This is a genomic window from Ruegeria sp. D4 (assembly GCF_056534475.1).
This window is the reverse complement of record NZ_JBQFPJ010000030.1, coordinates 1-21,172: the sequence shown is the minus strand read 5'-3', so window position 1 is coordinate 21,172 and position 21,172 is coordinate 1. Positions and strand designations below refer to the sequence as shown.

Here is a 21,172-nt window from a genome sequence, read left to right as displayed (position 1 = left end):
CGAGGGGTGGTTGCAGGGCAATGCTGAATCTCAGATCAATTGCGGCAAAGCGGTCAACGTCAGCACTGAGTGCGCTTGCCTGCCTACTTTTCCTGTCAGGCTGCGAAGAAGCGACACCGCTGGCCGCAACTGCTCTAGTCTACCCTGGGGTAATCGTTGCAGCGCCGGTTCTAATTGCGGCCAAAGACGGGGATATCAGGCAGCCAGTTCTGGTGAAAACGTCTTCGGGCGCTCCACTCACACCAGATTTTAGCGGTGCGGCACGTGCGACGTACACAGTTGATACATCGACGGTTGTTTGTACTGGAAAACACAAGCTTAACGAACGCACTGTAGTTTTCGACAGCACTGCAGCGAGTGGATACAAGAAGCAATACAAAATACCTCTTGCGTGCAACCAAGGACTAAAGGGGCTTGCATTCTTTGCGCCAAGAACTCCTGCGGACGATGGGCCGGTCACAACGGCCAGCGTGAGCGTCGGACCGAAGAACGTTCCACTGGACAAGTTTGAAAGACTAGGCGATGAACGGTTTGGTTGCTACGGACCTTTTCGAGCGCGGGGCGCTAACGTCGATCCATTCAGCGTGAAGTGTTACGATGCTGGAAAACCTGATAGCCGCTTAGGCGACTTTTTCAGCGTTTTCGCGCAGACGGGGAACACCAAGAATACAGACGAATTTACCGTTTGGATATTTCCCCCAAACTAAATACTGGAAATGATTGCTGGGGCCACAAAGCAGCCCTTCCGAAAGTTGCCACATGCTGCGCTGCCGTGAAAGGCCGGTTTGTCCGGATAGTGTTGAAAATCTCCAGTTTTGGCCCACTCGCTTTTTCGCGATTTCCATCGCGTCAGCAATGTTGGCACCACTTGCCCAGAGTAGGCCATGACAGCCTCTCACATAGCGGAACCAATGCTTTGGCCGACCCCCTGGCCCAAAACTTCAACCGCCTCTCAATGTGTAGTTTTTTCACCGGTTTTGGCCAAAACTGGGGTTTTTCAACGATACCCGCCCGAAGCAGACGTTCGGAACAGGATCGGCAAGCCCGCAAATCATAGCTGGTTTGAAGATCACGCGGTATCATCACTTGGTGGCCTCTTCCGGTTGCACCGGGTAGCCAGCAAGGGTCAGGCCTTCCATTATTTTGTCAATAAGCTCTTTGGGCATCCCACGTGCGCGAAACGGTGCACGCGGATCTGACTGGTATTCGGGGAACTGCTGTTTGATATATTCTACGGTCTCTTCAGCCTTCTTTTGCTGCCCATTTAGGGCATAGCTGGCCGCAAGACTTGCTTTGTTCATGGGCAATCTACCCGCCGCAGCCAACTGTATTTTGATTGCTTCCTCGTAATCACCGCGAGAAATAGCATCCAGATGCGCCGCATAGGTATAGCCCGAATGCAGTTTTGGGTTGAGCGCCCGTGCCCGGTCGATCCATGCCAACCCCGTTTCAAAATCACCTGAATAGGCAAAGAAAATACCCAGATCAGCTAGAATCCAAGAGTCATTCGGGTTCAGTGCCACCGCACGCTCAGCATGTTTACGGTAGACATCCATGCTCTCACCCAGCAACCGGCTCCGTACTGCCAGTGCGTAATATGCATCTGGGTTATCGGGATCTGCTTCGATGGCATGTTGAACCGCGTCAAAGCTTTTCTGAGCCCAATCGGGATCAAGGTCGTAAGAGTTCTTTTTTGAATCAAGGTAGTTGTACGCGAGGCGCGACCAACCCAATGAATAGCCTGGCTCTTCCCGCACGGTCCGCAGCAGACAATCGCGTGCCTTTCGGTGCTCGGGCAGTGCAAAGGTCTGATAAAACCAGTGTGCGGTTATAAAGCACTCATATGCATCGAGGCTTTCGGGCGCCTTTTCGCGGATCGTTTTCAGAACATCGGCCTTGAACAATGGGGCATCGCTCGATCCGATAAGCGAGGCAATCTTGCTGGCGACTTCCACCTGCACGTCCAGAACGCTCGCAAGGCTCAGGTCGCTTTCAAAGGGGCCAGGAGCCTGAAGCTGCAGACAAGTTTTTGCATCGGTAAACGTGGTGGTGACGCGAAGCTTGTCGTCAGAACGCTGCACCGTGCCACCCAGTATGTAATCCACAGCCAGCTCATCGCGGATCGCTTGGCAGTCCGCATTTTCTCTGAATGCCTTGCCGGCCCCTGGCGCCAATACGAACAGGTTGGTGAACTTGGCGAGCATCACGTTAATATCGCGGGTCAGGCCATCGCTGAAATAGTCGTCCTGCGGACCGCCGCCGACATTCTCGAAGGGTAGGATCAGCACCTTTGGTCCGGTTGGCAGGGCATAGGCCTCTTCTTTTGGGTAGAACTGGTACGCCAAACCTGCAAGCGCCAGAACAGCTGCAGCAACCACGGCGCCCAATTTTCGACTATCACGCCGCGGTACCGGCTTAACCGCCTTGTCCGCTGGCCAAGTCCAGAGTTCCACGCTTCGAGTGATGTTCTTCAACTCGTGGATGCCAGAATGCCCGAACTCGACATCCAGCTTTCCTATGACCATTTCGGCAACCGGTTTCGATACAACGATCCCGCCGGGGGGCGCCAAGGCCTCGAGCCGCGCAGCAACATTGACCCCATCACCCAGCAAGTTATCACCCCGGACCATTACATCACCAAGATGAATACCAATGCGAAACTGCAGCCGTTTGGGCCCTGGGCTTTCCGCGGCGCGCCGGGCCATATCCCCCTGTGCAGCCAATGCCGCCTGTACCGCTTTGACCGGGCTGGAAAATTCAGCCACCACGCTGTCCCCGGCACTACCGAAGATCCGACCGCCATGGCTTGAAATTTGCGCGTCAATCAGTTCCCGGCAGACCGTCAGTTCGGCCAGAGCCGCTTCCTCGTCCTCGCCCATTAGCCTTGAATATGCGACAGCATCCGCAGCGAGGATTGTGGCCAACCGTCGTTCCATAAGAACCTCTCAGTGACTGAGTTTAGCCTAATGGTGAGATTTTTCTATGCGCGTTAACGAGCAGCTTCGAATGTCGACTCTGTCCGCAATTCGGTCAAAGCCCAAATTTTTTCGAGCGTCCGCAATTGGTGTGAAGCTGCCGTTGAAAATGTACTTGAATTTAGGTCTTGCCCCCAGAGTGCACAAAAAGTTGCGTCGAAAACGGACGGAGCCGCCGCCGATCTAGCCGCGAAGCTGCACAATCTTGCTTTCCGCCTGGATGACGAAATCGGCCCATTTCTGCATTAGGATGCGGCGCTTTTCGAGCAGATCTGAACGCGCATAGGCCCGCTCGACCTTGTTGCCGATAGCGTGGGCTAGTGCCGTTTCCGCGACCTCGAAGCTGGCCGTTTCATTATCCTGAATCCACATCCTGAATGACGACCGGAAGCCGTGGATTCGACCCGCTTCATTAATGCGATTCAGAACCTTTGTCATGGCCACGTTGCTGATGCCTTTGTTTGTCCTCGGACTCGGGAACAGGAAGTCATTGCGGCGCAGTTCGCGGCATATCTCAACCACATTCATGGCCTCGGTCGATAGTGGGATGCGGAAATCCTGAACTTTGCCCCGCTGGCCCTTCATTCGCTCTTTCGGGACTGTCCACACATCACCGTCAATTTCTTCAAACTGGGCACCGTGGACCGGCATCCAGCGCGCCGCCGTCAGGATCGTAAAGCGCAAAGCCAGGTAAGACGGGTGTTCCTTGTCCAGCCGAGCATAAAGATCCGGGATCTCTTGCCATGGTGTCGCGGGCAGGGGCTTTTGAGCCCGTTCGACATAGCCAAGCATGTGCCGGGCCGCGTCACATATGAACGGCTCTGCATCGTAGCCCATAAGCTTTGCTTGCCTCAGAACCATGCGCGTCGGGTACATCGCCTTGTCTGCCGTTTCGTGCTTGGTGCGCCAGATCGGTTTAAGAGCGTCATGAATATCTCGCTGGTGCAGTGTGCTAATCCTGCGCTTTCCGATCTTAGGGATCACATGCAGGCGCAATGGGGAGAACCAGCGCCCTCTATCACCGTCGCCGCGCAGCCGCTCCTTGCGTCCCTCGAATACCACTTCGGCCATTTCTTCGAATGTCGGATCGTTCTGGCTATTCTCAGCTTCAAGGCGCTGGCGCTCTCGCTCCGCAATCGGATCTGAGCCAATAGCGAGAACACCGGCCCAATGCATCCTTAGCTTTCGAGCGTCAGCCAAAGACACCTCTGGAAAAGAACCTAGCCCCATTTCTCGCCGTCTGCCGCCGAACGAGAACCGGAATTTCCACTTCCCGCCGTTCTTGCCTTTGATGAACAACAGCCCGTCACCGTCTTGTAGCTTTGCACCGACGGGAGCGCTTTTTATTTTTACTGCAGATAGTTTTGCCATTCAGGCCCCCAACTAGGCCCCCATCTTGGGTGGGCTCATTTGCAACATGTGGCAACATAAACATGTTGCCCTCCACCCGCACCACAAGATCTTCTAAACTCACTGATGATAAGCAAAACATTGAACTGTGGGTTCGACAACTCTCATGCGCCGTTCTTACTCCAGCAATTTGAACATGAACGTTGTGGGTTCCAGGCGGTCTTCAAAGGGGTTGCGGCAGTAATTTGGGATTTCCCCGGCGCTCCGGAACCCAATGCTTTGGTACAAGATTCTGGAAGGGTCTGTGCTGCGCGTATCCAGAACCAATACGGATCTGCCGCGTTCGATCGCACGCCCCTCAAGCGCTGCCATCAGTTTTCGCCCAAGACCGCGCCTTCTTGCATCAGGGTGAACCAGCAACTTGGCTACATCCGCGCGATGCGGTTGGTTTGGCATCGCTGCAGGGACAAGCTGGACCGTACCCAAAACGCGGCCCCGGTCCAGAAACACAAACAGATCCAAAAGACCGGCCTGTAAGTCCGGCAGTATCCTGTCCAGCCAATACGCCCGCGCATCCTCGTGGGAAAAAGGGAGAATGAAGCCAATACTGGCCCCTGCATGAACGCAGGCGTGGAGAATCTCGCTGAGATCGGGCAGGGCGGCTTCAAAGCTGTTTTCGTCAAGCCGCTGTATCACAACAACACCAGAATATAACGCGCGCCTTTCAGTGCGCCTGTTTCAAACCGGGTCGGGCCAGACAGGTGATACCGCAGACAATCTCCTCCGGCCAGTTCATGTGTTGTTTCATCCAGCGTCAGGGAAAGGCCGCCGTCCAATACGACTAAATGGTGTTCTTGCCCCGGATTGGGGGGTGCGTCATAGGAAATCACGGTGTTCCGCGGCAAGTGACATTCCAGAACTTCACCGCTAAGCCCGGGTGCGGGCGGTGAAACCGAGCGCCGTGTGAAACCGGTTTCCGGATCGCGCCATTCGGCCTGTCGTTCGAACGGAATTTTGGGGTCGAAACTGTCTTCGACCATCATTAAAAGCCGGGACATGGGCAACCGGTAGGCCGCGCACAAACGCCCAAGGCTTTCCGCCGTCGGGCTGACATCGCCTTTTTCCAGGCGGGACAGGGTCGCCCGGCTAAGTCCGCTGCGGCTGGCCAGCTGGTCCAGGGACCAGCCCTGTCTTTTGCGCAGTTCACTCAGCTGGCTTGCAAGTCGGTTCGAGATATTATCCAGCATTTTTCAGAATCGAGAAGTTTTCCCTTATTTGGGAATATTGGCAGATTTTTAGTCTTAATCAACAGAAAAAGAGGCGCGTCTGACCGCGCCTCGTTCCCGCTCGAATGGAGCCAGCTTATTTCCAGCCGACCTCATTGAAGATCTTCTGCGCATCCGGAATGTTCTTGGCAACTTCGGACAGGTTGACACTATCAGCCTTGAACTCACCCAGAGCAGCGACCGGCTCAGCCAGAGCAACACCTTCAACGGCCGGGAATTCGTCATTGCCGGACGAGAAGTATTCCTGAGCCTGTTCGCTGGCAAGATATTCAAGAAACTTGATTGCGTTTTCCTTGTTCGGGGCGTGTGCCGCAACGCCCGCGCCAGAAAGGTTCATATGCGCGCCTTCGGCGTCCTGAGCGGGGAATTGCACGCCGATCATGTCAATCTGGTCGCTCAGGCCCTTCACGTCCTTTCGTAAGGCACGTGCGAAATAGTAGGAATTGGACACCGCGATTTCGCATTCACCCGAAACGATGCCGCGGAGTTGGTCCGTGTCACCACCCTGTGGGTCACGCGCCATGTTGGCAACGACACCTTCGGCCCATTTTTTGGCTTCTTCCGCGCCGTGGTTGGTAATGATAGAGGCCAGCAGGGTTTGGTTGTAGGTATTGCTGGACGAACGAATGCAGACTTGACCTTTGAATTCGGGTTTGGCCAGGTCCAGGTAAGTAGCCGGCGGGTTGGCGACGCCTTCCTTGTCAAAGAAGATGATGCGGGCGCGCTGCGAAAATCCATACCATTGATTGTCTTCGTCCTGAAGATTTGCCGGAATGCGGTCTTCCAGAACTTCGCTGTCCACGGTCTGCAGAATGCCTGCGTTCTTGGCGCGCGCAAGGCGTGATGTGTCAACTGTCAGCAGGATATCGGCCGGAGAATTTGCGCCTTCGGCTTCCATCCGAGCGATCAGTTCGTCTGCCTTGCCTTCGATGCGATTGATGGTGATCCCGGTGGCATCTTCAAAATCGGTGTAAAGACGCTCATCCGTGTCGTAGTGGCGCGAAGAATAAAGGTTCAGCTCGCCGTCAGCGGTGGCGGAGGTTGCAATCAGGGCCGTCAGAGCGGCAGCAACGCATGTAGAGGATTTCAGCATCATATTTCCCAACGATTGAAGTTGTAGCGGATCGTTATCCGACTGAATTGGTCAATTATACGATTCTCAGGAGGATGCAAGGAAATCTGACAAATTTACTCGGTCAAAATGGCGCAGCTTGTATCTTCGCACTCTTCATGACCATTCGAGCCGCTGGCCGTGAATAGATCAGTACCTCGTCGCCACGAATGATCTATTCGTGGTCCAGAACCTCAACTGAGAGAATGGTCGGCAAATGTCGGGCCACTTCGTTCCAGGTGTCCCCTTCATCACCGGTCGCAAAAACAGACCCACTGTTTGTTCCAAAATATACCCCTGCGGGATCTCGGCTGTCTCCGGCCATAGCCTGACGCAGTACCGTAAAATAGCAGCTTTCCTGCGGCAGCCCGTGCCGTTGATCTTGCCATGTCGCGCCGCCGTCAGTGGATTTCCAAACCGCTGCTGCTGCGTCGGGTGGATAGCGGCCGATGCTGTCGCCGTTCAGGGGTAAAGTCCAGATCGTGCCGGGATCTCGCGGATGAACGTGAATTGGAAACCCGAAAGTCGATGGAAGGCCCTCGGTAATATCCTCCCAACTGCGCCCCCCGTCGGCCGAGCGCCAGACCCCGTGGTGATTCTGTTGGTACAACAAGTCCGTGGTCTTCGGGGCCCTCACCATGTTGTGCACGCAATGGCCTGTCTCACCATCTCTTGGGGCCGCGGGATGATTGAGGTGATCACAGCTTTCCGCGTTGGACAGGCGGTTGCGCCGTTCCCAATTCTTGCCCCCGTCTTCTGACGCAAAGACCCCCGCCGCTGAGATGCCGACCCAGAGTTTTTGGCTTTCACCCGGGTTTGTCAGGATTGTGTGCAATACCAAACCGGCGCCCCCTGGATTCCAGTCCGGCGCTGAAGGATGGTTGGTAAGGCCTTCGACACTCTCCCACGTCCGCCCGTTGTCATGGCTGGTCAGCAAACGCGCTGGTTTGGCGCCTGCATACAACGTGCCGTGCCCGTAGCTCAGCGACCAGATTTGTGAAAATGCGTCGGTGAAAGGCATAGGTTCACCGGTCCAGCCGACCATCTTGGCGACAGCAGGGTCATTGCTGGCCCATTCGTCCCTCTGACCGGTGGTAAGCCTTGTCACTTCCCAAGTTTCTCCACCGTCTTCAGACCGCCAGATGCCCGCACCGTGCCAATCGCTGCCGCCACCCGCCCAAAGCAAGCCCGTTTCTGCGTCGCCGATCACATGGTTTATCGGCCAGCCATCGCAATGCGGGCCTGAAACTTTCCAATTCGACCTGTCGTGGTCGCTGGTGATGATGAATGTTCCTTTGGTCGTTCCGACCAATATGTCGACGCCTTGTCCTCTCATGGAATTCGCGCTCCGATCAAATGAGGCAAGCGTACCATGTTGTGGGGACTAATGCAGACAACAAAAAAACCGCGCTCAACGGCGCGGTTTCTTTTAGCGGTTCAATGCAGTTCTTAGCCCTGGCGAGCTTTGAACTTGCGCTGCGTCTTGTTGATCACGTAGACGCGGCCTTTGCGACGCACAACACGGCAGTCACGGTGCCGGTTCTTGAGCGAGCGGAGCGAGTTCTTGACCTTCATGGTCTGTCTCCAATCTGCGGCGCCTTCATCAGAGACGTGGCCAGCGCCTGGGTTAGCGGGTGCCCCGGGTCAGACCCGAAGCAGTGAAAACGATGGTGGGCGGTACAAGGATCGAACTTGTGACCCCTTCGATGTCAACGAAGTGCTCTACCGCTGAGCTAACCGCCCACTTACCTTTGCGAGATGTGCCCCATAACGAAATGGGGCGCGGAACCCCGCGCCGGTAGCGGGGTCTATAAAAGGAGTCGCAAAGGGGTTCAAGGGGTTTGGAAGAACTATTTTCCGGTCTATGTTGAGTGCGAACAAGGAGTCACCATGTCGAACGCAGCCTATATACTGGAATTGCCCGTCAAGCGTACGTCATGCGTGGTGTTTTCCTCTCCACACAGCGGGCGCGTCTACCCTGAGTCCCTGCTCAAGAAGACAGTGTTAAGCCCAAGCGTGATTCGATCCTCGGAGGATGCTTTTGTCGATCAGCTGTTTGCCCCGGCATCCGAATTTGGTGCGCCGCTGATATCGGCTGCAATGCCGCGCGCATACCTGGATCTGAATCGCAGTGCCGATGAACTGGATCCGGCCCTGATCGAAGGCGCGCGCAGACATGGTCACAACCCGCGTGTTGCGTCCGGGTTGGGTGTGATTCCGCGCGTCGTTGCCAACGGTCGGGCCATCTATCGCGGGAAACTGACGATGGACGAAGCGCGCCTGCGGATCGACACATGCTGGCGCCCGTATCACGCACGCCTGAAGTCCCTTTTGTCAGAATCGCACGAGGCATTTGGGCAGGCTATTTTGATCGATTGCCATTCGATGCCACATGAAGCCGTCGCCATGGCCAGCAATGCACAGTCCAAACGGCCGGAAATTGTTCTGGGCGACCGGTTTGGGGCATCAGCGACTGGTGAGGTCGTCGATCGAATCGAAGCTGCCTTTGAATCTGCCGGGTTGAATGTAGCGCGCAATGCCCCGTTTGCCGGTGCTTACGTGACCCAGACCTATGGTCGCCCCGTGCGTCATCAACATGCGGTTCAGATTGAAATCGACCGGTCGCTTTATATGAACGAAGACACCATTGAGCCCAGCGAAAATTTCGATGAATTCCGCGCCATACTGCGCGATGTGATCTCAGAGATTGCCTGCATCGGCGCCGAACCGGCCCGTCTGGCTGCCGAATAGCCCTAGCGCAACGCGCGCCCTTTCACGATCGCCTCAGATCCAAAACGTCGTCGGATTTCATCTGTGGCCCGCTCTGCCTGTGACCGCTTTGCCGCACCGGGGTCCAGCAGGTCGCCCGAAATATCGGCCTGGTGCTCGGGGCACAGATCCGACAATCCGCAACCAAGCAGGCGATATGGTCCCTGATCTCCGACCTGATCAAAAAGCCCACGCGCCGTTCGATAGATGCGGTCGGCGATCTGAGTCGCGTCGCGCAGGGAAACGCGCCGTGTGATGATCTTGTGATTGGCCTTCTTGAGTTTCAGTGTAACGACCCGTCCCGCCAACCCCTTGGCCTTGGCCCTGTCGGCCACTTTCTCGGACATACGCCACAAATGCCCGTCCAGAATGTCGATACTGGCCGTATCCTCGAAGAAAGTCGTTTCATTGCTGATTGATTTCATCGGCTCATTGCCGGAAACGCGGCGCTTGTCCTGCCCGCGCGCCAGGTGCCACAGCCGATAACCCATCGACCCGAACCGTGCGGTCAAAGCCTCCTGATCCCAACGCAACAAATCGGCAAAACTGCGAATACCAGCCCGATCCAGAGAGTCCTGGGCCGCAGGGCCAATGCCCCAGATCAGCCGCACGGGCTTGTTGTGCAGGAATTCTGCAGTCTCGGCCTTGCCGATCACTGAAAATCCGCGTGGTTTATCAAGGTCGGATGCAACCTTGGCCAGAAACTTGTTGTGACTTAGTCCGATTGACCCGGTCAGGCCCAGCTCATCTTTCATGCGCTTGACCAACCGCGCCAGCATCACCGCTGGTGGGGCGCCGTGCAGGCGATAGGTTCCAGACAGGTCCATAAAGGCTTCATCCAGCGACAATGGCTCCACAATCGGGGTCAGTTCATCCATCATCGACCGGATCTGACGTGACACGTCCGCATAAACCGACATGCGCGGTTTGATGACCACCGCGTCGGGGCACAGCTGCAATGCCTTGAACATCGGCATGGCCGATCGCACGCCCCGAATGCGTGCCACATAGCAGGCGGTGGACACGACCCCGCGTTTGCCGCCGCCAATGATAACCGGCTTATCTGCGAGTTCTGGATTGTCCCTTTTTTCGACCGAGGCATAGAAGGCATCGCAGTCCATGTGCGCGATGTTCAGCTCAAAAAGCTCCGGATGCGATTTGACGCGCGGGCTGCCGCAGGACGGGCACCTGCTTCCGGCTTCCATTTGTGTAAGGCAATCCTGACAGAGAGCAGGCATTTCAGTCACTTCCCGGCCCGGCGCGGGCTTGGTTCGCCCGAGCAATCCGCTAAATTCTAACGTGGTTCAGAACAAAGCAAAAGCGGCACATGGATTTCGACACGGCAAAAGGCGGTGCTGTTTTCTGAACCAGAATCGGTGGTGATTCAGCAAAACGACTTACGGAGTATTCCTCAAACGGGTTCCTGAGATCTTCGCCGCGTCGGCGCGAAGGCCATGATGTCCTTGCGGATTGCGCCATAGGAGAGATTTTTGAAGTGGTTGCGCATCCGGTAAACGCCACTGATTGCGGGACCTCTTGTCGGGCGTCGCGCAGTGATGGGAGACCTGGATTTTGCCAAAGAAGACCCCCCGCACTTGCGCGGGGGGAGGTAACGGACCTCAGGAAGAAATGGCCCGTTGGGGAGTATACCCCTACAGAATCGCGCAAAACTTACAATTACGACAGAGCTGAGAGCCTGCGTTGTGAACTTGTGTTTTTCATGTGTGTTTTCAGGCACAGGGACGATTTGGCGCGGCTGTCAACAAAATTGACCTAAGGTCAAGGCGTTGCGAGCCGATTTGGCTGTATCGGCTACGTCAATCATCCATGCCAGATTAGGTTCTGGTCAAAGAATTTAGCTCTGCCAAAACGGCCTCGGCTGCTGCTTTTGGGTCGTCAGCTTGATAAATCGGACGGCCAACCACGATATGATCGGCCCCGTCGCCGATGGCGCTGGCAGGTGTGGCCACGCGTTTCTGGTCGCCCAAAGCGGCCCCTGCAGGGCGGACACCAGGTGTGACTATCAGCCGACCTTCGGCCTGGGGCAGGGCGCGGATCAGGGCTGCTTCCTGCGGACTTGCAATGACCCCGTCGGCCCCGGCTTCCAGCGCGCGCGCGGCACGTTCAACGACCAGTTCCTGCACTGTTCCGTCTTTCAGCAAGCTGGCATCCAGGTCATCCCGGTTCAGCGAAGTCAGGATCGTTACCGCCAAAATCCTGAGGTCTTTGCCTGCCGCCCCTTCTTTGGCCGCACGAACCACGTGCGGATCGCCATGCACGGTCAGGAAATCCAGATCAAATTGCGCCAACCCGCGGACTGCGTTTTCCACCGTGTTGCCGATGTCGAACAGCTTCATGTCCAGAAAGATGCGTTTGCCGTGGTCCTGCTTCAGCTCATTGGCCAGGGCCAATCCGCCTCCGGTCAGCATTCCCAACCCGATCTTGTAGAACGAAACGCTGTCGCCCAGCCGCTCGGCCATGGCCAGCCCTTGCAGGGCATTTGGAACATCAAGGGCAACGATCAGGCGGTCATCGGACATGGGCAGGCTCCTATTTGGCAAACGTCTGCGTCCTAACGGGTTCGGTACGCTCTGTCCATGCATGATAACCGGGTGATGCAAATCACTTAGCGGATTCAACTCTGTGCTATGATCCTGCCAATTCGTGATAATGAATAGGGAACCGCGATATGAAGAAACTGATTTTGCTTGGGGCGGCCCTGGCGCTTTTCGCGTGTGATGAGGCGCCGCGCGTCAATACACCTGACACAGGCGCTGCCCCGGCCCCGACCAATGATGATCTGCTGCTGGTGCGTGGATATCGATCAGAGGATGACTGGTGCCAGCTCACAGGCGAGACCGCATTTACCGTCGAATTTTTGGATCATACCGCCGATCTGGTGTCGTGCCCGACGGGCAGCGATGCGGCGCAATCGCTTTTGGACATGTACGAAGCCAGGCAAATGGCTGAGACCGGCGGCTACACGGTTTACTCAATACCGCGGGGATAAGGCCGAATATTGAAACCTGGCCCCTTGAAGCCGTGAAGACATTTCCCAAATTGAATGTGAGGCCCAGACCGAAGCGTGCCGCCAAGCGGGCGCATCACATTCAGGGCGCTTGAGAAAAGGAGAATAATATGGACTTGAATAAGTTCACCGAGCGGGCACGGGGATTCGTGCAGGCCGCGCAGACCATTGCGCTGCGCGAAGGGCATCAGAGGTTGGAGCCCACACATATACTCAAAGCATTGATGGATGATGATCAGGGGCTGGCAAGCAATCTGATCACGCGCGCGGGTGGCGCGCCAGGCCGTGTGGTCGAGGCGCTGGACACCGCAATGGGCAAGATTCCAAAAGTCAGCGGCGACGCGAACCAGATTTACATGGACGGCCAGACTGCCAAGGTGTTGGCCGAGGCCGAGAAGCTCGCCACCAAAGCAGGCGACAGCTTTGTGCCGGTTGAGCGTGTTCTGATGGCGCTGTGCATGGTGAAATCCAAGGCCAAAGAGGCGTTGGAAGCCGGTGCCGTATCCGCCCAAAAGCTGAATGAGGCAATCAACGATATCCGCAAGGGGCGCACCGCTGACACCGCGTCGGCTGAAGAGGGCTATGACGCGCTCAAGAAATACGCGCGCGACCTGACCGAGGCGGCCGCTGAGGGCAAGATCGACCCGATCATCGGGCGGGATGAGGAAATACGCCGCTCGATGCAGGTTCTGTCGCGTCGCACCAAGAACAACCCGGTTCTGATCGGGGAGCCCGGTGTCGGTAAAACCGCGATTGCCGAGGGCATGGCCCTGCGCATTATCAATGGTGATGTGCCGGAATCGCTGAAGGACAAGAAACTGCTGGCGCTCGACATGGGCGCGCTGATTGCCGGTGCGAAGTATCGCGGTGAGTTCGAGGAACGTCTCAAGGCGGTTCTGACCGAGGTGACCGAGGCCGCTGGTGAGATCATCCTGTTCATCGATGAGATGCACACGCTGGTCGGTGCGGGTAAATCCGAAGGCGCGATGGATGCCGCCAACCTGATCAAGCCCGCGCTTGCCCGGGGTGAGTTGCATTGTATCGGTGCGACCACGCTGGACGAATACCGCAAGTACGTCGAAAAAGACGCGGCCCTTGCGCGCCGGTTTCAGCCTGTGATGGTGCAGGAGCCGTCGGTCGAGGACACGATCAGCATTCTGCGCGGCATCAAGGAGAAATACGAGCTGCACCATGGCGTGCGCATCTCGGACTCGGCGCTGGTCTCGGCGGCGACTTTGTCGCATCGCTATATCACCGACCGCTTCCTGCCCGATAAGGCCATCGACCTTGTCGATGAGGCGGCGTCGCGTCTGCGGATGGAGGTGGATTCCAAGCCCGAGGAGCTCGATCAGCTGGATCGCCAGATTCTGCAGATGCAGATCGAGGAAGAGGCGCTGAAGCTTGAGGATGATGCGGCCTCCAAGGATCGTCTGGAAACCTTGCAAAAGGACCTGGCCGACCTGCAGGAGAAATCCGCTGAGATGACCGCCCAGTGGCAGGCAGAACGCGACAAGCTGGCAGGCGCGCGGGATCTGAAAGAACAACTCGACAAAGCGCGGGCTGACTTGGAGATCGCCAAGCGCGAAGGCAACCTCGCCAAAGCGGGTGAGCTGTCTTACGGCGTCATCCCCGAGCTTGAAAAGAAGTTGACCGAGGCCGAGAACGCCGAAAGCAGCGAGATGATGGCCGAGGAAACGGTGCGCCCAGAACAGATCGCTTCGGTGGTCGAGCGCTGGACCGGTATCCCGACCTCGAAAATGCTGGAGGGCGAGCGTGAGAAGCTGCTGCGGATGGAAGATGATCTGCATTCCCGCGTGATCGGTCAGGATGCGGCGGTCACTGCCGTGGCCAACGCCGTTCGCCGGGCCCGTGCCGGTCTGAATGACGAAGGCCGCCCACTGGGCTCGTTCCTGTTCCTCGGCCCGACCGGTGTGGGTAAGACCGAACTGACCAAGGCCGTGGCGAACTTCCTGTTCGACGATGACAACGCGATGGTGCGCATCGACATGTCCGAGTTCATGGAGAAACACGCGGTCGCCCGTCTGATCGGTGCCCCTCCGGGCTATGTCGGTTATGACGAAGGTGGTGTGCTGACCGAAGCCGTGCGGCGCAGGCCTTATCAGGTCGTGCTGTTCGATGAAGTCGAAAAAGCGCACCCGGATGTCTTCAACGTGTTGTTGCAGGTTCTGGACGATGGCGTCCTGACCGATGGTCAGGGCCGCACGGTAGACTTCAAGCAGACGCTGATTATCCTGACGTCGAACCTTGGGTCGCAGGCCCTGAGCCAGTTGCCCGAGGGCGCGGACAGCGCGCAGGCGCGGCGTGACGTGATGGATGCAGTCCGGGCGCATTTCCGACCCGAGTTCCTGAACCGTCTGGATGAGACCATCATCTTCGACCGCCTCAAGCGGGCCGATATGGATGGCATCGTCGATATCCAGATGGCGCGCCTGCAAAAACGTCTGGCTGCCCGCAAGATCGAGCTGGCTTTGGACGATGGTGCGAAGGAATGGCTGGCGAACGAAGGCTACGATCCGGTCTTCGGTGCGCGCCCGCTCAAGCGCGTGATCCAACGTGCACTGCAGAACCCGCTCGCCGAAGCCCTGCTGGCTGGTGAGATCAAGGATGGCGAGACTGTTCCGGTGACGGCAGGGGCCGATGGCCTGATCATCGGTGACCGGCTGGGAACGTCGGAACGGCCCCGCCCGGATGATGCCGTGGTGCACTGATCTGACATTTGAACTGATAAATAACCGCCATATTGGCGGTTATTTGTCTTTTTGACTAAAAGTCTGGTAAACCGCATATCGCTCACTCACGGCAATCACGCAGGGCAATCTCGGATAACCAGCATGCAACAGACAGAAATCCATGGCCCCGGCGGGGAGCCATCCAAGTTTCGCGGAGATATTGAAGGTCTTCGCGGCGTTGCTGTTCTGGCTGTATTGATTGATCATCTCGGCCTCGATCTTCTTCCTTACGGATTCCTGGGTGTCGATGTCTTTTTCGTGATTTCCGGATTTGTCATCGCCCGATCCGTCATCGATTGGGATTGGACGAAGTTCTGGCCCAATGCTTCTCATTTCTTTGCGCGCCGCTTCAAGCGGCTGGCGCCGGCTTTGTTTGTGTGTCTTCTGCTGTCCTCACTAGTGGGTTCGTTCTTTATTCAGGACATGGAGGACAACACAAAAACCGCATTTTGGGCGTCTGTCGGGCTTTCAAATTTTTTCTTTTATAATCAGCAATTTGACTATTTCGGCAGGTTGCTGGATCTCAACCTGTTCACACACACCTGGTCCCTTGGTGTTGAAGAACAATTCTACATACTCTTTCCACTTGCTGCGTGGTTGTCGCTGTCAGCAGCTTTGCCGCGCAGGGTGAACCTGATATCAATCACGGTATTGGCGGTGTTTTGCTTGGCGTCGCTTGGTGCGTACATGATGTATGCAAAGACGGATCCGGTGGGCACCTTTTACATGATCTACTTCCGGGCCTGGGAACTGGGACTGGGTGTGGCCATTGCCGTGCTGATCAGACATTGGCGACCGCAGCGTTTTAACTCTCTGATCGTTCCGGTTTGTCTGGGGCTGTTGCTGATCTTGTTTGCCTTACAGGTCGACTTGAATCGCAACTTTGCAACGGTCATTGCCGTTGTCTTGTCGGCGACCTTGTTGCTGTTCCCCGTCCGGACCGGAACCTTCTCGAAGGCGCTTTCGAATACGCCGCTTCGCTGGGTCGGTAAGATCTCATACTCGCTGTACCTGTGGCATTGGCCAGTTGCCGTTCTGGCCAAATGGACGATCGGGCTTACCGCGATCACTGCACCGTTTTTTGTTCTCGTGATGTTTGGGGCCGCTACGCTGTCCTACCGGTTTGTCGAGAATCCTCTGCGCCATTCCAAGTGGACCGCAGCCAGAATGCCGGGTTACCTGGTTGGGTCCTCCGCGCTGGTCACAACGTTGATTGCCATTTGGGTCTTGTCAGAAGATGTGAGCCGGAACCTGTACTCCGGCGTGTCTCCGGCGCTTGCTCAACGAGGTCCGGCGACCCTCGAGGCGCCGTTGAAGGCAAATGATGGTTCTGTCTGGCAGGGAAGGCCTTGTATTATCAGAGACGCAACCGAGGTCGGGAGGTCCATTCCAATTGAAGGCTGCGTCTTCGGTTCTTGGGAAACGGCTGAAAAGCGCATACTGGTAGTCGGAAACTCGTTCTCAGTCGCCTTTGGCGGTGCATTTCGAGAGATTTCGGAAACCGAAGACTGGGCGGTTCTGTTAACCTCCAGTTGGGGCGCACAGCCAGTGCCTGAGCTTGGTTACAATGGACCATGGAAAGAAGCCAATCAACACTATTGGGAAGACGCAGTGCCTGAATTGGTGCGTGAACTTCGTGCCGGGGATGTGTTTCTGATGCTTAGCGATCTTGGCGGGCTTTCGTACGGCTCAGGCGGGAAGGATGACGTGGTTCTGCAGCGTTACTTGGAAGGTATTCAGCGGTTTGCCCGTGAATTGAATGAACAAGATATCTCGCTCGCAATTGTTGGTCCTTTGCCTCTTGTCCGCGAGGCTCGGTGCACACCCGAGGTGGCAGTTGCCCAGTGGTTTGCGCCCAATGGCGGTCCATGCCACTACCTGACGCGCGAGCAAACTCTCAAACGGGTTGGCGGGGTCCGCACCGAACTGTCAACGCTTGAGGAAAACGAAACTGCGATCTTTGTGGACCTGTTCGACTTTTATTGCCCAGGGCCGGTTTGTAACTACTTTGGTGAGGATGGGATCGTACTCTACCGCGATGAACATTCCCATTCGTCTCTGGAAGCCGCAACCAGTTCTGCCAGCTTGATGGTGGAGCATTTGAAAGAGAATATGCACTGACGTTTAAGTAAGTGTTTATCAGGCTATTCAAACAATCTTGTCTGAAATTCTGATCGGGTTTGGGCGGCGATCAAATTGCTCCGGCTGTCGCAATTGAGTTCAAACAAGCCATACCACGAGCTGATATTTATCCTAGTGGTTCTCAGGCGCGGGCAAGGTCTGGCCGATAGTGTAGCACTTTTCCAGCAGAGCCTTTCGCCGGGATTCCGACCCGGTCGACCCGTGAAGAATAACAAGCTTGCGTGGTGAAAACCCAAAATACCCAAAGGTACCCTGCATCCAGCTTGTTTCCAGCGCCTGAAGATACCCGGCGCTTTCCATTTCGTCGGATCGGGCCCCTGCCGGTACCAACAGTACTCCGGTGCGATTTCTCTGGATCATTCAATTGGTCATACGCCCACCCCCAGGTCCATACGCGATCAACCCAGCCTTTCATCATGGACGGCATTCCCCACCAAAACAGGGGAAAAGCCAGACAGATTGTGTCGGCGCGCGCAATTCGCGACTGCTCGGCAACAACGTCTGACAGCGCGTCGGAGGCCAGATTTCCTTCTACATCGGCCATGGACCAGCGCGGATCAAAACCTTCTGCATGCAGGTCGCCAAGCTCGGTGGTGTGACCGGCCGCTGTCGCACCTTCCATAAAACTCCGCGCCGCAGCGACGGTGAATGAGTTGGGATCTGGATGATCAAGAATTGTCAGGACATGCACATGCGAATCCTTCTATAGCTATCCGGTCTTCGAATGCACCCTGATTGCTCAAGGTAGGTTTAGGTCAAGACAAAACATGTTTGGTTCAGGCGGCTTCAATCGATTGGCTGCTTAGGTCTCGCTGAAGCAATTGCCCAAGCAGCAAGGGCTCACCATCGCGGCGAGCCCTTTATTGATCGTCCCGGTGTCGTCAGATCAGTGCAAAAATTCGTGCGGGTCCTCCTGTCCCGCCTGCATGTTTTGGCGCGCCTATGACGAGGGTCGCACCCGAAGCAGGTACCAGATCAAGCCCGGCAAGGCATTCAATTCCGAAACGTCCGGAAGGAAGCCAGGCGTAATGAGTTGCAAAGTCCGCCGACATCCCGTGGTCCAACGACAAAGTGTCTACCGCAATCGAGCGTGCGCCGGTCTCCTCCATCAGCATCTGCGCGGCTTCAACGTGAAAGCCTGGGTAATGCTGGGCCTCGCCGTCAAAATTGCGGAACTCATCGGTGGCTGTCTTTCCCGCCCAACCTGAATGCATTGCCACGCAGGCTCCGTCAGGAATGTCGCCGTTGGCTGCAATCCACGCTTTCAGATCGTCCGGGGTAAGCAGCGTGTCGGCATCTTCGGCGGCCCGTGCTGCGATGTCGACCACGCAGAGCGGGGCAACAAGATCCGTCACCGGTATTTCATCAACAGACAGGCCATCCGCGGAAAAATGCAGTGGGGCGTCGATATGCGTGCCGGTATGCTCGTTGATTGTAAGATTGAAAAGGTTAAACCCGTGTTCCCCAAAATTGAAAACCTGATCACCGGCAAAACCGGGGTCACCTCCCCAGGTTGGGAAATCAGCACTTAGTGTATGGGTCATATCTTCGACCTTGCCATGCCCAAGGGCCAGAGCGGCAGGCGCGGTCGCGCCCGTTGCGGCAATTGCCGCGCCAGAGGCTGCCGCGGCCTTGAAGAATCCCCGTCTTGACAGCATGCGGTCCTTGACCGCGTTAACTACGCAGATGTCACACATTAGTCCTCTCCCTTTCAGGCTGTCATTTCCATAGGCGACAATTTCGCATCTGACAGCATGATACAGACTGCGCGCTCGGCATTTGCTTTGTAAAGAGAAGGCTTTTCAACGGGCCGATCAAATTGCGCCCAGATGAAAGCGTTGTGGATCTTGGCCGCCCATCCACCCTGTAACACGGGTAACAGCTGCGTCAGCTTGCGAGAATGTCATCAGATTGGAGCGTATATAGCGGTGACAATGTGGTATGAGCGGGCGATCCCGAGCCCGGGAAATACGGATTATGGAGACCCAAATGGCGTATCGCTGGAGAAACACACTGACACATGCAGACGTCACCCCGAAGTCGGCGTTTCTGAACCGGCGGCAGGTCATGGCCGGTCTGGCCGGTGTCGGATTGACAGCGATGACAAAGCCTGCGGCTGCACAGAACACGCTTGAGCCCAACACGTGGGAAGAGATCACCTCATACAACAACTACTATGAGTTCGGCACGGGCAAGGATGACCCGGCAAAGTATGCCGCTTCGCTGAAAACCGAACCATGGAGCGTGAAGATAGATGGTCTGGTTGATCGCCCCGGCGAATACGACTTCAAGGAGATCATGTCAGAAATGACGGTAGAGGAGCGTATCTACCGTTTCCGTTGCGTCGAGGCGTGGTCAATGGTTATCCCCTGGAACGGGTTCGAGTTGGCTGATCTGCTGGCCATGGCAGGGGTTCAGGAGGGCGCCAAATACGTGGCATTCGAAACCGCCTATCGCCCCGACGAAATGCCGGGGGTGCAATACCCGATCCTGGAGTGGCCCTATCGCGAAGGGTTGCGTCTGGATGAAGCCATGCATCCGTTGACGATCATGGCGACCGGCATCTATGGCAAGCCGATCCCGAACCAGAATGGCGCACCCCTGCGTCTGGTGGTTCCGTGGAAATACGGCTTCAAATCCATCAAGTCGATTGTCCGAATAACGCTGACAGACACGCAGCCACCAACCAGCTGGAACATGTCGAACCCGCGTGAGTATGGATTCTATAGTAACGTTAATCCGAATGTGGATCACCCGCGCTGGTCGCAGGCCGCTGAGCGCCGCATCGGAGGCGGGCTTTTTGCAAAACGCGAGCCCACGCTGATGTTCAATGGTTATGAAACAGAGGTTGCCGGTCTTTACGAAGGCATGGATCTGGCGAAAAACTACTGAGACCATGCAGTTTTTGAATCAACACCTGCGACGAATCCCGGTCTGGCTGGTCTATCTGGTCGGTTTCCTGCCGGCACCCTGGTTGTTTTATCAGGGATTGACCGGAGGTCTTGGCGTGGAGCCTATTGAAGCCTTGGAGCACGAATATGGCGAAATGGCTCTTCAGTTGTTGATTTTCGGACTGGCGATCACTCCGCTGCGCAGGCATCTGGGCCTGAACCTGATGAAATTCCGCAGGGCGATCGGTGTTCTGACATTAGGATATGTCAGTTTTCACTTGCTGGTCTGGCTTGTTTTGGACGTACAGGTGCCGGGTCAAATCTGGGCGGATATACTCAAGCGCCCTTATATTACTGTCGGGATGGCTGGCTTCTTGTTTTTACTGCCGCTCGCGCTGACCTCGAACAATTGGTCAGTCCGGCATTTGGGTCCGGTTTGGCGCAAGCTGCACCGTCTTGTCTATCCGGCGGCAATTCTGGGCGGGCTACACTATGTGATGTTGGCAAAGGGATTTCAGATCGAGCCGCTGGTTTATCTGGGCTTGATCGTTGGTCTTCTGGCTTTGCGCCTTCCGATGACCGAAGCCTTGATGCGGTTCAGGACGGCAGACTCTGCCTGACCAAGGGCGAGTCTGTGGGCAAGCTTGTGGATAAATGTCTTGCTGTCTGGATTTAGTGCGTTTCCATGCCGTCGTCTGTAGTTTTTCGAGCGTAGCATCGACTTAATAATATGTTTTTAAATGAGAAAATTTGTTGCTCAAACTTTTTTCGATTTCTTCTGTTTTTTCGCTTGCGGCTGATAAGTGTTATGCTTAGAACCCCCTTCACCGGCGCTGCTGAGGCGGTGCTGACGGGTCGGGGAGACGGCCT

18 protein-coding genes, 1 tRNA gene and 2 pseudogenes are annotated in these 21,172 nt (G+C 56.2%); 7 read left to right on the top strand and 14 right to left on the bottom strand.

Annotated features, from left to right (window positions below; all coding sequences use genetic code 11):
* Window positions 1-707: hypothetical protein (locus tag ACR0MI_RS23105; protein WP_480442431.1), on the top strand; the 707-nt coding region annotated here is incomplete at its 5' end.
* Between the two features lie 375 nt (window positions 708-1,082).
* On the opposite strand, the gene ACR0MI_RS23100 is transcribed toward ACR0MI_RS23105, so the two are convergent.
* The 9 genes and pseudogenes from ACR0MI_RS23100 to ACR0MI_RS23060 form a co-directional block, all read right to left on the bottom strand.
* On the bottom strand, window positions 1,083-2,474 hold the full coding sequence (locus ACR0MI_RS23100; protein WP_480442432.1) for a hypothetical protein: 1,392 nt from the start codon (window positions 2,472-2,474) through the stop codon (window positions 1,083-1,085).
* 54 nt (window positions 2,475-2,528) lie between these two features.
* Window positions 2,529-2,879, bottom strand: a pseudogene (locus tag ACR0MI_RS23095) (adenylate/guanylate cyclase domain-containing protein); the annotation flags it as partial.
* Window positions 2,880-3,158: 279 nt separating this feature from the next.
* Window positions 3,159-4,346: an integrase arm-type DNA-binding domain-containing protein gene (locus ACR0MI_RS23090; protein WP_170817422.1), complete on the bottom strand. Its 1,188-nt coding sequence runs from the start codon at window positions 4,344-4,346 to the stop codon at window positions 3,159-3,161.
* A 156-nt stretch (window positions 4,347-4,502) separates the two neighbouring features.
* Window positions 4,503-5,021 carry a GNAT family N-acetyltransferase gene (locus tag ACR0MI_RS23085; RefSeq protein WP_170611015.1) on the bottom strand — a complete coding sequence of 173 codons (519 nt, stop codon included), beginning with the start codon at window positions 5,019-5,021 and terminating at the stop codon, window positions 4,503-4,505.
* On the bottom strand, window positions 5,018-5,572 hold the full coding sequence (locus tag ACR0MI_RS23080) for an XRE family transcriptional regulator (RefSeq protein ID WP_170611012.1): 555 nt from the start codon (window positions 5,570-5,572) through the stop codon (window positions 5,018-5,020). The genes ACR0MI_RS23085 and ACR0MI_RS23080 overlap by 4 nt, the downstream gene beginning before the upstream one ends.
* Before the next feature lie 115 nt (window positions 5,573-5,687).
* Window positions 5,688-6,704: a Fe(3+) ABC transporter substrate-binding protein gene (locus tag ACR0MI_RS23075; protein WP_170611010.1), complete on the bottom strand. Its 1,017-nt coding sequence runs from the start codon at window positions 6,702-6,704 to the stop codon at window positions 5,688-5,690.
* Window positions 6,705-6,897: 193 nt separating this feature from the next.
* A complete protein-coding gene (locus ACR0MI_RS23070; protein ID WP_480855689.1) occupies window positions 6,898-8,058 on the bottom strand; it encodes a WD40/YVTN/BNR-like repeat-containing protein in 1,161 nt (386 codons plus the stop codon).
* Between the two features lie 113 nt (window positions 8,059-8,171).
* Entirely contained in the window at window positions 8,172-8,297 is a 126-nt protein-coding gene (ykgO, locus tag ACR0MI_RS23065; protein WP_005648635.1) for a type B 50S ribosomal protein L36, read from the bottom strand.
* A 93-nt stretch (window positions 8,298-8,390) separates the two neighbouring features.
* Window positions 8,391-8,465, bottom strand: a tRNA-Val gene (locus ACR0MI_RS23060).
* Between the two features lie 147 nt (window positions 8,466-8,612).
* Here ACR0MI_RS23060 and ACR0MI_RS23055 point away from each other — a divergent pair.
* Entirely contained in the window at window positions 8,613-9,473 is an 861-nt protein-coding gene (locus ACR0MI_RS23055; protein WP_170611005.1) for an N-formylglutamate amidohydrolase, read from the top strand.
* A gap of 2 nt (window positions 9,474-9,475) precedes the next feature.
* Here ACR0MI_RS23055 and ACR0MI_RS23050 read toward each other — a convergent pair whose 3' ends face one another.
* Together ACR0MI_RS23050 and pyrF are read right to left on the bottom strand one after the other, a co-directional pair.
* Window positions 9,476-10,729, bottom strand: a complete 1,254-nt coding sequence (locus tag ACR0MI_RS23050; RefSeq protein ID WP_170611002.1) for a DNA polymerase IV — start codon at window positions 10,727-10,729, stop codon at window positions 9,476-9,478.
* A gap of 597 nt (window positions 10,730-11,326) precedes the next feature.
* Complete coding sequence (gene pyrF, locus ACR0MI_RS23045; RefSeq protein WP_170610999.1) at window positions 11,327-12,031, bottom strand: orotidine-5'-phosphate decarboxylase; 705 nt, start codon at window positions 12,029-12,031, stop codon at window positions 11,327-11,329.
* 149 nt (window positions 12,032-12,180) lie between these two features.
* Between pyrF and ACR0MI_RS23040 the strand changes: the two genes are divergently transcribed.
* From ACR0MI_RS23040 to ACR0MI_RS23030, 3 genes are all read left to right on the top strand, one after another.
* Complete coding sequence (locus tag ACR0MI_RS23040; protein ID WP_170610996.1) at window positions 12,181-12,501, top strand: hypothetical protein; 321 nt, start codon at window positions 12,181-12,183, stop codon at window positions 12,499-12,501.
* Between the two features lie 128 nt (window positions 12,502-12,629).
* The gene (clpB, locus tag ACR0MI_RS23035; RefSeq protein ID WP_170610993.1) at window positions 12,630-15,248 is read left to right on the top strand and encodes an ATP-dependent chaperone ClpB; all 2,619 of its coding nucleotides are present in this window, start codon (window positions 12,630-12,632) and stop codon (window positions 15,246-15,248) included.
* Window positions 15,249-15,371: 123 nt separating this feature from the next.
* On the top strand, window positions 15,372-17,390 hold the full coding sequence (locus ACR0MI_RS23030) for an acyltransferase family protein (RefSeq protein ID WP_170610991.1): 2,019 nt from the start codon (window positions 15,372-15,374) through the stop codon (window positions 17,388-17,390).
* 132 nt (window positions 17,391-17,522) lie between these two features.
* Here ACR0MI_RS23030 and ACR0MI_RS23025 read toward each other — a convergent pair whose 3' ends face one another.
* From ACR0MI_RS23025 to ACR0MI_RS23015, 3 genes and pseudogenes are all read right to left on the bottom strand, one after another.
* On the bottom strand, window positions 17,523-17,771 hold the full coding sequence (locus ACR0MI_RS23025) for a hypothetical protein (protein ID WP_480855693.1): 249 nt from the start codon (window positions 17,769-17,771) through the stop codon (window positions 17,523-17,525).
* Between the two features lie 16 nt (window positions 17,772-17,787).
* Window positions 17,788-18,102 (bottom strand): annotated as a pseudogene (locus ACR0MI_RS23020) (NAD(P)H-dependent oxidoreductase); the annotation flags it as partial.
* 190 nt (window positions 18,103-18,292) lie between these two features.
* The gene (locus ACR0MI_RS23015) at window positions 18,293-19,108 is read right to left on the bottom strand and encodes a cyclase family protein (protein WP_170610985.1); all 816 of its coding nucleotides are present in this window, start codon (window positions 19,106-19,108) and stop codon (window positions 18,293-18,295) included.
* Window positions 19,109-19,400: 292 nt separating this feature from the next.
* On the opposite strand from ACR0MI_RS23015, the gene msrP reads away from it, so the two are divergent.
* Window positions 19,401-20,303, top strand: coding sequence for a protein-methionine-sulfoxide reductase catalytic subunit MsrP (gene msrP / locus ACR0MI_RS23010; protein WP_170610982.1), 903 nt, complete (start codon window positions 19,401-19,403; stop codon window positions 20,301-20,303).
* 4 nt (window positions 20,304-20,307) lie between these two features.
* Window positions 20,308-20,922, top strand: a complete 615-nt coding sequence (gene msrQ / locus ACR0MI_RS23005; protein WP_480855684.1) for a protein-methionine-sulfoxide reductase heme-binding subunit MsrQ — start codon at window positions 20,308-20,310, stop codon at window positions 20,920-20,922.
* Window positions 20,923-21,172 lie beyond the last annotated feature (250 nt).

Bases quoted from the DNA above. Each gene is read 5' to 3' on its own strand.
- ACR0MI_RS23090 (WP_170817422.1), bottom strand. From the start codon at position 4,346: ATGGCAAAACTATCTGCAGTAAAAATAAAAAGCGCTCCCGTCGGTGCA.
- ACR0MI_RS23080 (WP_170611012.1), bottom strand. From the start codon at position 5,572: ATGCTGGATAATATCTCGAACCGACTTGCAAGCCAGCTGAGTGAACTG.
- ACR0MI_RS23075 (WP_170611010.1), bottom strand. From the start codon at position 6,704: ATGCTGAAATCCTCTACATGCGTTGCTGCCGCTCTGACGGCCCTGATT.
- ACR0MI_RS23070 (WP_480855689.1), bottom strand. From the start codon at position 8,058: ATGAGAGGACAAGGCGTCGACATATTGGTCGGAACGACCAAAGGAACA.
- ykgO (WP_005648635.1), bottom strand. From the start codon at position 8,297: ATGAAGGTCAAGAACTCGCTCCGCTCGCTCAAGAACCGGCACCGTGAC.
- ACR0MI_RS23055 (WP_170611005.1), top strand. From the start codon at position 8,613: ATGTCGAACGCAGCCTATATACTGGAATTGCCCGTCAAGCGTACGTCA.
- ACR0MI_RS23050 (WP_170611002.1), bottom strand. From the start codon at position 10,729: ATGCCTGCTCTCTGTCAGGATTGCCTTACACAAATGGAAGCCGGAAGC.
- pyrF (WP_170610999.1), bottom strand. From the start codon at position 12,031: ATGTCCGATGACCGCCTGATCGTTGCCCTTGATGTTCCAAATGCCCTG.
- ACR0MI_RS23040 (WP_170610996.1), top strand. From the start codon at position 12,181: ATGAAGAAACTGATTTTGCTTGGGGCGGCCCTGGCGCTTTTCGCGTGT.
- clpB (WP_170610993.1), top strand. From the start codon at position 12,630: ATGGACTTGAATAAGTTCACCGAGCGGGCACGGGGATTCGTGCAGGCC.
- ACR0MI_RS23030 (WP_170610991.1), top strand. From the start codon at position 15,372: ATGCAACAGACAGAAATCCATGGCCCCGGCGGGGAGCCATCCAAGTTT.
- ACR0MI_RS23025 (WP_480855693.1), bottom strand. From the start codon at position 17,771: ATGATCCAGAGAAATCGCACCGGAGTACTGTTGGTACCGGCAGGGGCC.
- ACR0MI_RS23015 (WP_170610985.1), bottom strand. From the start codon at position 19,108: ATGTGTGACATCTGCGTAGTTAACGCGGTCAAGGACCGCATGCTGTCA.
- msrP (WP_170610982.1), top strand. From the start codon at position 19,401: ATGGCGTATCGCTGGAGAAACACACTGACACATGCAGACGTCACCCCG.
- msrQ (WP_480855684.1), top strand. From the start codon at position 20,308: ATGCAGTTTTTGAATCAACACCTGCGACGAATCCCGGTCTGGCTGGTC.